Raw genomic sequence first — 14,443 nt, 5'->3', positions numbered from 1 at the left:
AAAACAGGCGGTTCACTCCCTCGCCAGCGAAAGAAGGTGGGGGGCAATGGCGTTAAGTTAAGCCGTTCGTGGTGAGCCTGTCGAACCATGATCGGATTGACGCTTCACCCTTCGACACGCTCAGTGCCCACTGGGCATAAAGGCGAACGGTTAAGCCTTACGCTCAGTGCCCACTGGGCATAAAGGCGAACGGTTAAGCCTTAACTTGACGGCATTCAGGGCGGGGGTGGGAGGGAAACGGGCAAAATGCCTGGTTTTGACTTCCCCCACCCTACCCTCCCCGCTGGAGAGGAGCTATAGCGCTTCGCGCCGAATAATTACAATTTTTGCTGCCGCCAACGGCAGCCGGCCGAGATTGCCGCGCAAGTTTGGACTGGACGCAGCCCCGGTTAGCGTTTATAACCTTTTCGACGGAGTGCGGCTAACATTGCCGTTAACCGATCCCGTCGGTCCTCATAAAAAACGCATCCCTCATTGGCGAGGGCGCAAAAAACTACAAGGAGATTGCGGTTCCCAAGGCGTCCGCCTAGGGCTTAAACCGCAAACGGCCCGGCAAATCAGCGGCCTGCAGAGCGAGCAAGAAACGTCGCCTAACTTATTAAGCTTTCATTAAGCCGAAATAAGCCGGGTGTATGGTTCTATAATTCAGGCAGACACGTGAAGTTAACTTGGCTAAATCAGTAAATTTGATATGACTCAGTATCGTCCAAAAGGATTTATCCGGCCGCTACGGCCAGAATTGCAAAGCATAAAGCGTGCGACCGATACCGCGCTGATCTTCGTCACGCTTTACTTGTCGTTATTTGTCTACCGTGAGCCGTTCGGCAAAGAATATCTGGGGTTGTTCATCGTCTGCACCGTGCTGTTCGGTATTTTTGCCGAGCATCAGGAGATATATCACGGCTGGCGCGGCGATCCGATGTTCGACGATGCGATCCGTATTTTGCTGTCCTGGATTCTCGCCTTTGCCTTGGTTGCCGGCGGCTTTTTCGTATTCGATTTCGGATTCGAATATTCCCGCGAGGTGATGGAACTTTGGCTGCCGTTGGCGCCGCTCAGCATCATCGTGCTGCATACCCTACGCCGATCGGCCTTGTCCTATCTGCGCCGCCACGGCCTCAATACCCGCACCTACGCCATCCTGGGCGGTAACTCCCTGGGCCGGCGCCTGAACGTCGCGCTGGCCGAAATGCCCTGGCTGGGGTATCAGTTCATCGGCTTTTTCGACGACCGGATCGAAAACAAGCAGCGTCGGGAACAGGAAGACATGGTCGATAACATCATCGGCGACTTCAAGGAACTGTTGGACCGGGCCAAGCATGGCGAAATCGACCATATCTACATCACGCTGCCGTTACGCGCGGAAAAACGCATCAACCAACTGGTGCAGGAACTGGCCGACAGCACCGTGTCGGTCAATATCGTGCCGGATTTTTTCACGTTCAACCTGATGCAATCCAAACTTAGCAGCGTCAAAGGAATTCCGGTGGTCAGCGTATTCGACACGCCGTTGAATTCGTCGCTGGACGGCGCCGCCAAGCGCCTGGAAGATTTATTGCTGTGCGCGGTCATTCTGCCGCTCATCGCTATCCCGATGCTGCTCATCGCCATCGCGATCAAACTGACCTCGCCGGGGCCGGTGATTTTCAAACAACTGCGTTACGGCGTGAAAGGCGAACCGATCGAAGTCTGGAAGTTCAGGTCGATGACGGTGTGCGAAAACGGCGACAATGTCAAACAAGCCACGGCTAACGACAGCAGGGTCACACCCCTCGGCGGCTTCCTGCGCCGCACCTCGCTGGACGAACTGCCGCAATTTCTGAACGTGCTGGCCGGCACCATGTCCGTAGTCGGCCCGCGCCCGCACGCCATCGCCCATAACGAATACTACCGCAAGCGAATCCAGGGCTACATGCTGCGCCACAAAATGAAACCGGGCATTACCGGCCTGGCCCAAATAAGCGGCTGCCGCGGCGAAACCGAGACCATCGACAAAATGGAAGCCCGCATCCACCACGACTTGGAATACATCCGCAACTGGTCGGTGATTTTGGATATCAAGATCGTGATTATCACGATATTCAAGGGCTTTATTGGGCAGCAGGCGTATTGAAGCGTTAACGTTTATTGAGTTGCCAGGCGCAAAAAGTCGACCAAGCCAAGCCCGTTATTATGCCTGCGGTGTCGATCAGAATATCTCCGACTTGGGGGCCACGTCCCGGAACAAACAGCTGCAGTACTTCGGAGGCAAAGGCGAATAAAGTTATGAGAAAGAGCTTTTGTAAAGTCGGTAGCTTAACCGACGAGCGTCTGTTTGCCGCCGCAGCAAGCAATGTGAACATAGCGAAGTGGCCGTATTTGTATATATCGAGTTCGGGTATGGAAAAAGTGAATTGAAAGATGCTTAGCGCATTGGCGTGTTCGATATTGGACCCAAAATCCGCCGAAGGTGAGATTATGTCGCCGATGGTCTGCTTTAACGATTGCGGCATGGAAACGCCGGCTAAAATGCCGAGCGCAATTAGCAGAATCAACGCATCGCTGCGGTTGGTGGACGCTCTGCGGAGAAATGGTGCGCCAATCCAAAGTGCCAGAAATGTCCAAACTGCGATAAACCAGGCTCGGTAACTCGCAAATTCGGAATTGGCGACCACCGGGCGCAAGCTAAGCGTTTTGACAAAGAATTGGCCTTCGGCATGAATTAATTGAATGAGCAGTTGTAGTTTGCCGGTATTTTCGGCAACGCGAAAAACCTGCTCGTGACGAGTCCAATCCGACGTGCCGTTTTGCGCGACTAACAGATGCGGGTGGTTGTACATTGGTTTGCCGAATCGGTCATAGGCTAGGAGCACAATTCGAGCGGTTTCCCACGGGCGCTTGCCGTCGGTGACATCAATGGTTTTGGTGTAGGCGCTTAAATGTAGTAATGACCCAGCGGATACAGGTGGAATAAATTGTCCAAGGGTAATGGCGTGTTCGAAGCTTTGGGCGAAAAGAACGGCACTTAGTTCGGATGGTGTGCCTAAATTCGAGGAGTTACTTGTACCGATTTCTGGTATAGCTTGTATTTTTACGCCGGTTTTTGACGGTACCCAACTGGAAAGGCCATCGCTAAAGCTTGGATTGGTTAATAATTCGGCATCCGAATATATAAACTGCGGAAAATAATTAAAAAAACAGATTGTTATTATGCAAATAAAAACAATAGTGATGCTTTTAAAAAACATGTGTTAGCCTTTTTTGGATTCGAGTTAAATTTAATTGATGAAAAAAGATAATTTCAAATCCAATGAAATATAGGTTAATGCCGTAAGGTTGATGTGTAAGCGGTCGCCCTAAGCGCTTCGAAGGGTGAATAGCTAAACCGCTAATAGTCAGGCAGGATGGCCGAAAGCGGCCACGTAGTTTGATTATATAGCGCGACATCGATTTTGCTCCAAAAGAGAAGGACACTTCCAAAAAATTAAATGAGTATATTACATAGTATTAAATGGAATTATTTGGGGGCCCTGTTTAAGGGCGTACTACAGTTGGCAGTATTGGCCATAATGGCTAGACTTCTTGTTCCAGAAGAATTCGGATTAATGGCATTGGCATTAACGACGGTTAAAGTTGGTGGCTATTTTTCCGATTTTGGTCTAGCTGCTGCCATACAACAAAAGTCGGAAATAACCCGTTCGGATATAGAGGCTTCATTTTGGTTTTCATTTGTATCAGGTCTATTTTTTTTTATAGCCACATTTCTGCTTGCGGAACCGTTAGCGGAGTTTTTTCAGGCTCCAAAACTAGTACCTGTTATTGAGCTGCTGGCCGTAAATTTTGTTCTAATAGGTGCGTCTGCAACTTCTACCGGGTTGTTGAAGAGAAATATGCAGTTCAAATATTTGTCTATGGCCGAAACAGTTACGTATTTGATAGGCAATGGCTTTATTGGTGTGGCTTTGGCATATTATGAATTTGGTGTCTTTAGTCTATCCGCCGCTTACTTGACCCAGACCTTTCTTCTTCTAGTGGCAGCGTATGCAAAAACACGGCATTCCCTGAGGATTACGTTCAGGTTGTCGGATTATAAGCATATTATAAAGTATGGGGGAGGCTATTCGATTGCAAGTTTTATGACCTTCGTCGGCTCGAATATAGACCATATTTTGGTAGGAAAGTTTTTCCCGTCGGCGGAGCTGGGGCTATGGAATAGAAGTAGAAACCTAATTTCAATGCCATCATATAACTTGCTGGTATCAATAACCAGGGTACTATTGCCGGCATATTCAAAATGTCAACATGATAAAGTTCAGTTCCGGGAGCTATATTTGAAAAGTTTAGCGGTAACTGGATTTTTTCTGATACCGGTAGGTGGGGGGATGTATGCTGCTGCAGCCCAATTGGTTGAAGTAATGCTTGGATCGAATTGGCAAAGTGCGGTTACCTTTGTGCAATTGTCGGCGATATTCGTACCGGTAGAAATGCTGGCAAGCGTTGCCGCTACCGCATGTAGCGCTCTGGGGGCTTTGTCGCTGCAAATACGGCTACAAGCCTATTTACTGATATTGCTGATCCCAGGCATGCTGTTTTTCGCGCTGAACGGTCAGATTATGTCTATTTTACTGGTGTTGGCTGCTTATTATTGGCTTCGGTTTATAATTTATATCTGTATTTTAAATGTTAAGTTGGACATCCGTTTTGGGCTTAGCTTCAAAATATTGGCCTCCCAGCTAGTGGCCGGCGCCTGGATTTCGGCTTTAATATATTTACTTTCTAGGCAACTGGATGGCCTTAATGCGTTTCAGTTATTGCCGCTACAAATTTTAATAGGCGCGATCGGCTTTTTTATATTTACGGTAATTGGTCCGGCTAAATATTTTAGAGTTATCTTGCGAAGTTTTGTAGAGGCTCGTTCGGCCAGTTCCAGATTAGCGAAAATTAGCAGGCTTTTAAAAAATGGATATTAGACTATGAAAAAACTAAAGCTTTTATATTTGCCAGTTGAAAACGTCGAAGGCGATCAGCGCGCCAGACGCAAAATTTTCGCCGATATGCTTGATGAAGGAAGACTGGAAGCGCTGGAAATTTTCTCCTATCGTATATACGGCCGCCAAAATGGTTGGGACGAAATGGCGCAGAAAGTGCTCGATATCGCCAGAGAATTTGCTGCCGACGCCATATATTGGCACGGGCTTTGGGGTGGGCATTTAAATGAGGAAATTATGCGGCAGATTAAAAACCTGCCTTCCAAGCCGGCAATTTGCAACGAAAACGGCGACCCATTCGGTAATTTCTGGGTGGTGCCTTACCCGAAGTGCTTGCTAAGCCTGATCAAATATACCGACGTTTGTTTCAATTCCGGATTGGGCCGCGTGGCGGAATACCTGAAAAGAAAGGGTGCGAGCCACGTCTATCTTTTACCTCATGGCTACGATGAAGTTTCGTTTGGTGATCTTGGTCGAACAGAAGGTAATTACGAGAACGACTTGGTAATGATCGCTAATCATTGGAAGTCTCGCCGTCCTTTTGCTTCTGCACCGGGAGCTAAGTCAAGGCCGGCTTTGATCGGCGCGTTGGAAGAGGAGTTTGGCGACAAATTCGCATTGTACGGAAAAGGCTGGGAAAAATTCTCATGCGCGCGCGGTCCGATAGACTTTTTCAAGCAAGTTGATGCATACAATAAATCCAAAGTCGCGATAGGCATTCCTCAATTTAGCGATATCGAGTATTACGAATCGAATCGGCCATTCAATACCATTGCCACCGGCATTCCTTATGTTTCCGGTTATTCGCCTAAATTCGACCAGATCTTGAAAGACGGCGAGCATTGCCATTATTTTAAAACGCCGCAACAAGCGGTGGATAAAGTTAAGTGGCTATTATCGCTACCGGATCAGCGACGCGAAGAAATAGGAATGAACGCTGCGCGGTTTGTACGGGCGCATCATACGCAACGGCATAGAATGGAAATATTGGTTAATGTACTGCAAGGCATTTGGGCTTATAAACATGAAAACACCTCTTTTCCTAATGATCCGTTGACATCATATTTAGCGAAGTAACTTAAGAATGAGTATATTCCTCAAGGGTATTAATAAACTACAAATAACATATTGGAGAGTAATGGGCTACGGACTAGCCAAAATGCATGGAGTAGAAATAGGAAGGGGCTGCACATTTTACGGGTTGCCAATTATTTCGAGGGCTCCGGGTTCCAGGATCGTGATTGGCGATCGTGTAGTATTGTGTTCGGATTCCAGATACACCGCCCTGGGAGTAAATCATCCGGTTATTTTGAGGACCTTAAGGACGGGTGCTGAATTAAAAATTGGTGACGATAGCGGGCTTAGTGGGTCTGCCATATGTGCTGCAATCAGTGTCTCTATCGGTAAAAGTGCGCTAATAGGAGCGAATGTTTTACTTTTCGACACGGATTTTCACACAAAGAATCCGATAAACAGACGGTATTGTGGCGATCACGAAAAAATAGCGGCAAAACCTGTAATGGTTGATGACAATGTTTTTATAGGCGCGAATTCGATAATAACTAAAGGTGTCAATATCGGCCGTAATAGCATTGTTGGTGCTGGATCGGTAGTGGTTAAGGCAGTTGCGGAATCTAAAATAGTTGCGGGAAGTCCTGCTAAGGAAATTGGCAATGTTGGATAAAAAAATACTTTACGTGCAACATTCGGGAGCCAACGGCGGTGCTCCGATGAGTTTGTTTTATCTGTTAGAGTTTGTGCGGAAAGAATATGATATCGTCGTTTATTTCATAACCGACGGTCCGGCAGTCGAGTTTTACCGGAAAGCAGGGATCCAATGCAAGATAAATACCGCGCTCGGTAAACTCCCCCACTGCACCATAGAAAACCAATCATTGAATCCATTAAGCGCCAAGTTCTATCACAATATCAAAGTGTACGTTAGGCATTATATGAAACTTCTGCCAAGTTATTATGAGATGAAAAAAATAATAGCTTTTGAACGTCCGGATATTGTGCATCTCAATTCATCGGTTTTGATTGCTGAGGGCCTTGCCACTAAGTCAATGGGTGTGCCGTTGGTATGGCACATGCGAGACTTTCTTGAGTATGGAAACTTCAAACTCCGCTATCGAGTTTTTAGGAAAATCATTTCAAGCTGCGCCGATGTGGTAATAGCTCTGTGCGACTCCGAGTTGAATCGAGTTAAACCTGAAAAACGCGGCGTAGTAATTCCCAATTTTGTCAATTTCGACAAGTTTAATCCCGAAAAAGTCGAGCCAGTCAATTTACGTAAAAAACTGGGCATCGCCGAGAAGTCTAAGATAATCGCCATGTTGGGTTGGAATACACCCGCCAAAGGTGCGCTGACATTGCTAAAGGCTTTCGCTAATATAAAGGATATGCATCCTGAGGCTGTGTTAGTGTTGTTCGGAGAAGGTGAGAGAATCGCCGACCAAAGTCGGCTCCGGAATGTGTTACGCATATTAACTGGCAAGAAAAACTTGCGACTGCAAATCCAGGAGATAATTGATCGCAATGGTTTGCAGGAGCGAGTATTTTTTCCAGGGGTAATTTTCGACATCGCCAATTATATTGCCGAAGTGGATATTATAGCCGCCCCGTTTACTGAACCGCATTTCGCCCGGCCGATTTTAGAGGCTGGGGCAATGAAAAAGCTAATTATTACCAGCGATATCGATGGTACCAGAGAAATGGTGCTGAATGGTGAGGCAGGTTTTTTGGCTGCGACAAATGACGAAGCAGATTGGGCAAGAAAGCTAAATATAGCTCTAGGCGATAGTCATGCCGATAAAATTGGCTTAATGTACCAAAATACTCGGCAGACCTATAATGCAGATATAAACGCTGAGAAAACAATTGAAGAGTATCGTAACATATTGAGAATATGAACGCTGGCACGAGAGAATTTAAGTATAGAACGGCTACGGCTTTGGTTTTTTTCAGTTACATATTCTGGGACTACTTCGGAATAGACATCACCATGAGCGGAGGTGCGGATAGGCTCCCTTTACACCGGGTTTTTATTTTTTGTACCTTCGTTCTTTTTTTTATAAATTTCAGGATTGTTATTGATGTTTTGAATAAAAGCAAATTGTTTATATGCTTGATTTTCTACGTTCTTTTGTCGTCTGCTTGGTCGACTGATCCCAAGGCAACCTTGATGATATTCATATTTTTGCTGTCGTCGTTGCTGATTGCGATCATTACAGCGTTAGCCTTCTATGATAGGCACAATCAATTTCTCTCCTGGTTATTTACGCTAGCATTAATTATGGTATTAGCTAGTATTTTCGTGGCTTTAAAATATCCTAAATTGGGAATAAACTCGTCAGACTTTGCAAAGGTTCGGTGGATAGGTATTACCGATCACCCCAATAAGTTGGGTGGTTTGGTATTGATTTCAATTTGGTGCGGTGTGAATTTGTTTTTTACTAAGGGGGGGTGGGGGTTGCTAAGGAGGTCTGTCGCAGCGTTTTCAATAGTCGCCTCTGCTTATGTTGTTTTAAAAGCTGATAGCATGACAAGTATTGTAGCCTCTTTGGTGGCTATAATTTCGATGATTTATTTTAAATTGTTTGGGCGTGCCAGTGCGTCGGTTAAAGCTGTGCTGTTTGTTGGTGTTGGATTAGGGGGGCTGGTAATGACAACTTTTTATATGAACAGCGAAGAAATAGTTAATAAGTCTCTGGCAACTAGTGGGCGCGATACGACTTTTACTGGAAGGTCCGCATTATGGGAGCGTGGGATACAGTCATTTACTGATAGCCCTTTAGTTGGGCACGGTTTTGATAATCTTGATGGGTTGACAAAAAAATACGGGATTAGAATGTCGCATTTGCATAATGGCTATATCGAGGTCATCACTAAGGGTGGCATAGTTGCCATGGCTATGCTTCTTTTGATTATATTAAAAAACTTTCGGAATTTATTGATAATTAAAGCAGCAAATCCTGCTCTTTTTGCCTTTTTGGCAACCGGATTTTTAGGGATTTTGGTTCATAATTTGGCGGAATCGTCTTACCTTAGAGGATTAAACGGTCTTAATTTGATGTTTATGCTAATTAGTTCTTTTCTGGTTGTGTCGGTAAATAATATTGATAAACTTCGTAAAGCCGTCTAACAGGTAGTTGATTTTCTATATTTAGCGCGGTAGGCGGTCTATATCTAGTGGTTAATGCTTTGTTCAATCACAATATTTAGCCAATTTGCCACCACGCTAACGTCCACGCAACTGTTTTTCAACAACCAGCTAAGTCTAATCGTCTTAAGCAAAAAATATTCTATTAAATGTCACATTATGAAGATATGGGTTTGTATTCCTGTTTTTAATCGAGTCAACTTTACGATCAAATGCCTAGAGAGTTTAATAGGGCAGAGCAATCGGAATTTCTCTGTTGTAATTTGTGATCATGGTTCGACGGATGGTACCGAGGATTTGATTCGAAGAAGATATCCAGAAGTTATTGTAATTCCGGCAGCTAGCAGTTTGTGGTGGACTGGAGCTATAAATGTCTGTGTAAATTACATATTGGAAAATGCATCTGCTGAAGATTATCTGTTGACATTGAATAATGATACAGAAATCCCCCGTGATTATTTGGCTGAATTCGCTAAATTGGTTATTAAATATCCAAGGGCGGTGTTAACGTCTGTTCCGCACGACATTAAAAGCGGCAAGCCTTTATCGTCAGGATTCCGGCAAAACTGGTTGACCGCGAAATCGATTCCCGTTAGTTTCGAAAAGGACCATTTGCCAGATGACGTCGATGTCGTTTCTGTTACGCATGCTTCGGGGCGAGGAACATTATTTCCTGTAGCCGTTTTTAGGGAGTTGGGATTGTACGATGAAGTACATTTGCCGCATTACGGTGCGGATTATGATTTCAGCCATAAAGCCAGAAGGGCTGGATATAGTGTTCTGAGCTGTCGGAATTGCAAAGTCTACTCCCACGTAGATGTGACCGGAATGGCTACATTGCGTAGCCAATTATCGGCAAAACGCGTATTCGATTACTTTACGAGTATTCGTTCTCCGGCGAATATAAAGGCCCGTTGGTGGTTTGGGTGGAATAATTGTCCAAGACTACTGTTTCCTATCTATATTACTGTGGATTTGGCTAGAGTTATTTCCGGTTATTTCATGCATCTAATATTCGCTAAGGGTCAGGCTGCATAACGCTTAATATTATGAAAATATTGATATTCCAACCGATGTTAAAGCAATATCGGATGCCGTTGTTTGAGTTGATGGGGGAAATGCTGGGGCAATCAGGCCATGAATTAAGGGTTGTGTGTGGAACCCCGCCTGTTCATGAACGCAATAAGGGCGACAATGTGCTAGTTAGTAGCGGATACTGCGTGGTCGATCACAGTCTCTGGTTGTTCAGCGGCAAGTTACATATTCTGCCTAGCGCTGTCCGTCATATTGTCTGGGCGGATTTCGTGATAACCGAGCAGGCCAATAAACATTTTCATAATTATCTGCTAATGCTGATGCATTGGTTGGGGTGCAAGCGTTTTGCGTATTGGGGGCACGGCCAAAACCGGCAAGGCGATCCACATAGTTTTAGAGAGAGAATCAAGAAAATTCTTTCGACTCAGGTAGATTGGTGGTTTGCTTACACAAGTGGGGTTGCTGAATATATTGCGGGATTAGGTTATCCGAAAGCCAAAATAACTATTTTAAACAATAGCATCGACACGTCATGTTTCAAGGAAGATTTGGCTGCTCATAGTGGCGGAGCTGTCGACGATTTAAAAGTACGTTTGAAAATTCCGCGCAGCGCGAGAGTTGGTTTGTACTGTGGTGGCCTATACTCGGATAAAAAACTGCGGTTCTTGCTGGATGCCGCAATTGCCGTCAAAGAAGTCAAATCCGACTTTATACTATTGGTGGTTGGTGATGGAGTCGACCGTAAGCTGGTTGAGGACTACTCTCGCCAATATGAGTTTATCAAGTATCTCGGTCCTTTGTTCGGAGCGGATAAGGCTCTGATTTTTCGAGTGGCGGAGGTATTTCTATGTCCTGGCTTGGTTGGGCTGGCAATTCTGGATGCTTTCAGTGCCGGCTTGCCGTTATTAACTACCGACATACCGAATCATAGTCCGGAAATAGAATATCTCGAACATGGGATTAACGGCATGATTACCGCGCCCGATATTAAGGTTTACTCGGCGGCCGTATGTCAATGTTTCGGGGATGGTGCGCTGTTGTCGGTGTTAAAGAAAGGTGCATTGGAAAGCAGTGCGCGGTTTTCGATCGAAAACATGGCGTCGAACTTTGTCGATGGCATATTGCGATATCTGGGATCGGCTTAGCGCAACCCTATTGTTCCGGCCTTTTGAAATTTAATACCCGTCCGCCTTAATACGGTTTTGTTAAGTTAAGGATGGTAGGGGCGGGTCGGGCCACGATCAAGGACTTCGACAAAGCCAGCCTGCGAGTGCCCCGGAACGTCGGTATTAACGGCGCACGCAATAGTAGGCTGGTACGATATTTAACAGATGTAGGATTTTATATGAAGCTAATAATAGCTAATATCTATTTCGGCAGATGCCCTGCATACTTCGATCTGTTCATCAGGTCGTGCGCTCATAATCCCAAGATCGATTTTTTATTTTTGGTGGATTTTGAGATTAAATTCCAACTGCCGCCTAATCTCCGGATTGTCAGAGCAGGGTTTAGTGAGTTAAAGGAAAGATTTCAAGCTAGTTTCGATTTTACGCTCGCACTGGATTCGCCATATAAGCTAACAGATTTTCAACCAGCGTATGGCGAACTATTAGCGGAATACTTCGACGGTTATGATTGGTGGGGGCATTGCGATTTTGATATGGTGTTTGGCGATTTAAGCCCCTTGTTAGCAGCGGCTGCTAGCCAAGATTATGTCAAGATTTTTCGTAGAGGGCATATGACTTTATATAAAAATACAGTCGAAATCAATGCGATATATAGGAAAGGCCGGGCCCGTTTGGATTTTCGAAAGATTTTTACAATTCCGGAGTTTTGTAATTTTGACGAGACCAACGGAATAGATGCGATATTCGCGGGTTTGGAATTGCCTGTTTTTCGGGATGAATTAATAGCTGACATCGCGCCTAGATCGGCCTTTTTGCATATGACATCGCACCTAAATCGTTTGGGGCAATATTTTTTTTGGCAACAAGGAAAATTATATTGTATATCTCCAGACGGTAGCCGAAGAGAGTTCGTTTATATTCATTTGCAAAAAAGGGCAATGGCGGAGTCTTATGGCGATTTAGATGCTTCTCAAGGAATATTTATTAACCAATTCGGTTTTTTTGAAAATCGGGGCGATTTATCGGCTTGGATATTTAGAATCTGTTGCTTTCTGCCGAATCTGGCTCATCTCAAACGTTTCTTTCTACCGCGTGCGTTGTCCAGGTTGACTGGGCTGAAATGAGGCTTATCGAGTGATTTTTCGAAAATGGCAATAGTATCGGAGCGGATTTTTTTGCTAAATATGCCTCATTCTTTGGTTGCGTGGTCAAAATGAAAATTCTGATTGTTCATAACCGTTACCAGCAAGCCGGGGGCGAAGATAGTGTCGTTGACGCCGAAACGGAACTGTTGGCCCATCATGGCCATGTAGTCGAGAAGTGGAATGTCGACAATAGCGCTCTGTCTGGCGGGCTGAGCGGAAAAATTAAAGTGGCATTATCGACTTGTTATTCTAAAGCCAGTTTAACCGCCGCAGATGCGCTGTTGCGCAGCTTAAATCCGGATCTGGTTCATGTGCACAATTTCTTCCCTCAAATCAGTCCTTCGATCTACGATGCTTGCCGAAATAATGGTATTCCCGTCGTTCAAACTTTACACAATTACCGGCTGATTTGTCCGGGTGCTTTTTTAATGCGTGCAGGTAAAATTTGCGAGCAATGCATTGATGGCACACCGTATCAGGCGGCTTTGTACGGTTGTTACCGTAATTCCCGATTGGGTAGTTTAGTTGTAGCTCACATGGTTTCGCGCCACAGAACCCTGGAAACCTGGAGCACTAAAGTCGACCGCTTTATTGCATTAACGGATTTTGCAAAAGGTAAATTCGTGCAAGCCGGATTCCCCGCAGATAAGATTAGCGTTAAACCTAACTTCGTTATCGCTCCGCCGTTAGATACTGATTCTGTCGGTGGCGCACGCTGTCACGAACAGGCGTTATATGTCGGGCGACTCAGTCCAGAAAAAGGTATTGGCACTTTGGCTAGCGCTTGGGGCGCGATAACCGGCGACCGCGTCTTGACGGTGGTGGGAAGCGGTGAGTTAAGTGATGGCTTTGCCGGCCTGAATAACGTGCATTTGTTGGGTTTTCAAAATGGACGGGCGATTAACGAGTTGATGCAGCGGGCAGGATTTTTGATTCTGCCTTCAGTATGGTACGAAGGTTTTCCAATGGTATTGTTGGAAGCATTCGCTAACGGTTTGCCAGTGCTTGCTTCCAGGGTCGGGAGTTTGGCGGAAATCATTCGGGAGGGAGAGACCGGCCTGTTGTTCGAGCCCGGTAATTCGGGAGAGTTAGCGGAGAAGATGCGTTGGTTATTCGAGAATCCGGCGGAACAAATTCGTATGGGCCTAAACGCCAAGCGGGCATATAGCGAAAAATATACGGCTGAAATAAATTACGCACAGTTAGCCGCTATCTATAACGAGGTTATTAGCAAAAACTAAGCAACATGGAGCATGCTGCCTATCCGGCAATGCCATTAAGTTAAGGAACAGATCGGCTTGTTCAAATCCTGTTGGAGTAGGCCATGCCTGCGAACGAAAGCGTTTGATCGGGGGGGGGCATGGTCCACTCTTACCATCCTTAACTTAATGACATTGGTCTATCCGGTACATCTTGCCAGTTCATTAAACGGTAGGTCGCGTTAGGAAGGTTAAGGAACCTCTGATTAATTCAGTTTTCAAGAAAAACAGCAGCGCAAGCCATTGATTTAATTGAGTCCTAAATACGCGGTAGCGAATTAATCGAAGGTTCCCTAAGCATGGCAAATCAACATATACAGCTTATAGATGGATACCGGTTTTTGGCGGCAATTTCTGTGGTTTGTTTCCATTATTTTGCCGACATCAATGCTGCTCATACTCGGCTTAATGTTTTATACGGAAATATTTTCGAATTTCCGCATTTGGCGTTTTTCGAATACGGTCGATTCGGAGTAGACCTGTTTTTCCTTATCAGCGGTTTTGTAATAGCTCTCAGCGCCGAAGGGCGAACGTTTAGCGGATTCCTGGCGTCACGTGTGGCCAGAATCGTCCCGACCTATTGGTTAGCGATCGTATTAACTTCCGCAGCTATTTTAATTTTTCAATATCAGCCAATAAGCCTGAGGCAATTGGTTGCAAATTTTGCTTTTTTACAACGGCCCTTGGGCGAGAATTTCATAGATGGTGTATATTGGACCATCGCGATCGAGTTTCGCTTCTATTTGTG

12 protein-coding genes are annotated in these 14,443 nt (G+C 45.5%); 11 read left to right on the top strand and 1 reads right to left on the bottom strand.

The annotated features are described in order from the left end of the window. Positions 1-691: 691 nt before the first annotated feature. Positions 692-2,113, top strand: a complete 1,422-nt coding sequence (locus tag NP603_RS18825; RefSeq protein WP_256612401.1) for an undecaprenyl-phosphate glucose phosphotransferase — start codon at positions 692-694, stop codon at positions 2,111-2,113. A gap of 4 nt (positions 2,114-2,117) precedes the next feature. On the opposite strand, the gene NP603_RS18820 is transcribed toward NP603_RS18825, so the two are convergent. Next, entirely contained in the window at positions 2,118-3,227 is a 1,110-nt protein-coding gene (locus NP603_RS18820) for a VanZ family protein (protein ID WP_256612400.1), read from the bottom strand. 240 nt (positions 3,228-3,467) lie between these two features. On the opposite strand from NP603_RS18820, the gene NP603_RS18815 reads away from it, so the two are divergent. The 10 genes from NP603_RS18815 to NP603_RS18770 all read left to right on the top strand — a co-directional run. Continuing rightward, positions 3,468-4,949, top strand: a complete 1,482-nt coding sequence (locus NP603_RS18815; protein ID WP_256612399.1) for a lipopolysaccharide biosynthesis protein — start codon at positions 3,468-3,470, stop codon at positions 4,947-4,949. Positions 4,950-4,952: 3 nt separating this feature from the next. Beyond that, positions 4,953-6,044, top strand: a complete 1,092-nt coding sequence (locus NP603_RS18810; protein ID WP_256612398.1) for a glycosyltransferase family protein — start codon at positions 4,953-4,955, stop codon at positions 6,042-6,044. 7 nt (positions 6,045-6,051) lie between these two features. Beyond that, positions 6,052-6,651, top strand: coding sequence for an acyltransferase (locus NP603_RS18805; protein ID WP_256612397.1), 600 nt, complete (start codon positions 6,052-6,054; stop codon positions 6,649-6,651). Then, positions 6,641-7,879, top strand: coding sequence for a glycosyltransferase (locus NP603_RS18800; RefSeq protein WP_256612395.1), 1,239 nt, complete (start codon positions 6,641-6,643; stop codon positions 7,877-7,879). The genes NP603_RS18805 and NP603_RS18800 overlap by 11 nt, the downstream gene beginning before the upstream one ends. Before the next feature lie 272 nt (positions 7,880-8,151). Further along, the gene (locus NP603_RS18795) at positions 8,152-9,111 is read left to right on the top strand and encodes an O-antigen ligase family protein (RefSeq protein ID WP_256612394.1); all 960 of its coding nucleotides are present in this window, start codon (positions 8,152-8,154) and stop codon (positions 9,109-9,111) included. Between the two features lie 177 nt (positions 9,112-9,288). Beyond that, positions 9,289-10,167 (top strand): glycosyltransferase family 2 protein, encoded by an 879-nt coding sequence (locus NP603_RS18790; RefSeq protein ID WP_256612393.1) that lies wholly within the window; start codon positions 9,289-9,291, stop codon positions 10,165-10,167. Positions 10,168-10,178: 11 nt separating this feature from the next. Next, the gene (locus tag NP603_RS18785; RefSeq protein ID WP_256612392.1) at positions 10,179-11,309 is read left to right on the top strand and encodes a glycosyltransferase family 4 protein; all 1,131 of its coding nucleotides are present in this window, start codon (positions 10,179-10,181) and stop codon (positions 11,307-11,309) included. A gap of 200 nt (positions 11,310-11,509) precedes the next feature. Continuing rightward, complete coding sequence (locus NP603_RS18780) at positions 11,510-12,415, top strand: DUF6625 family protein (RefSeq protein ID WP_256612391.1); 906 nt, start codon at positions 11,510-11,512, stop codon at positions 12,413-12,415. Positions 12,416-12,504: 89 nt separating this feature from the next. Beyond that, entirely contained in the window at positions 12,505-13,677 is a 1,173-nt protein-coding gene (locus NP603_RS18775; RefSeq protein WP_256612390.1) for a glycosyltransferase, read from the top strand. A 317-nt stretch (positions 13,678-13,994) separates the two neighbouring features. After that, positions 13,995-14,443 (top strand): acyltransferase family protein (locus NP603_RS18770; protein WP_256612389.1); only part of this gene is annotated, 449 nt, incomplete at its 3' end.

The sequence above is a fragment of the Methylomonas aurea genome (genome assembly GCF_024505045.1).
GTDB classification, from domain to species: domain Bacteria; phylum Pseudomonadota; class Gammaproteobacteria; order Methylococcales; family Methylomonadaceae; genus Methylomonas; species Methylomonas aurea.
The sequence above is the reverse complement of the archived record's forward strand: the minus strand, read 5'-3'. Positions and strand labels throughout refer to the sequence as shown.

Bases quoted from the DNA above. Each gene is read 5' to 3' on its own strand.
- NP603_RS18785 (WP_256612392.1), top strand. From the start codon at position 10,179: ATGAAAATATTGATATTCCAACCGATGTTAAAGCAATATCGGATGCCG.
- NP603_RS18780 (WP_256612391.1), top strand. From the start codon at position 11,510: ATGAAGCTAATAATAGCTAATATCTATTTCGGCAGATGCCCTGCATAC.
- NP603_RS18790 (WP_256612393.1), top strand. From the start codon at position 9,289: ATGAAGATATGGGTTTGTATTCCTGTTTTTAATCGAGTCAACTTTACG.
- NP603_RS18800 (WP_256612395.1), top strand. From the start codon at position 6,641: ATGTTGGATAAAAAAATACTTTACGTGCAACATTCGGGAGCCAACGGC.
- NP603_RS18795 (WP_256612394.1), top strand. From the start codon at position 8,152: ATGATATTCATATTTTTGCTGTCGTCGTTGCTGATTGCGATCATTACA.
- NP603_RS18815 (WP_256612399.1), top strand. From the start codon at position 3,468: ATGAGTATATTACATAGTATTAAATGGAATTATTTGGGGGCCCTGTTT.
- NP603_RS18775 (WP_256612390.1), top strand. From the start codon at position 12,505: ATGAAAATTCTGATTGTTCATAACCGTTACCAGCAAGCCGGGGGCGAA.
- NP603_RS18810 (WP_256612398.1), top strand. From the start codon at position 4,953: ATGAAAAAACTAAAGCTTTTATATTTGCCAGTTGAAAACGTCGAAGGC.
- NP603_RS18805 (WP_256612397.1), top strand. From the start codon at position 6,052: ATGAGTATATTCCTCAAGGGTATTAATAAACTACAAATAACATATTGG.
- NP603_RS18825 (WP_256612401.1), top strand. From the start codon at position 692: ATGACTCAGTATCGTCCAAAAGGATTTATCCGGCCGCTACGGCCAGAA.
- NP603_RS18820 (WP_256612400.1), bottom strand. From the start codon at position 3,227: ATGTTTTTTAAAAGCATCACTATTGTTTTTATTTGCATAATAACAATC.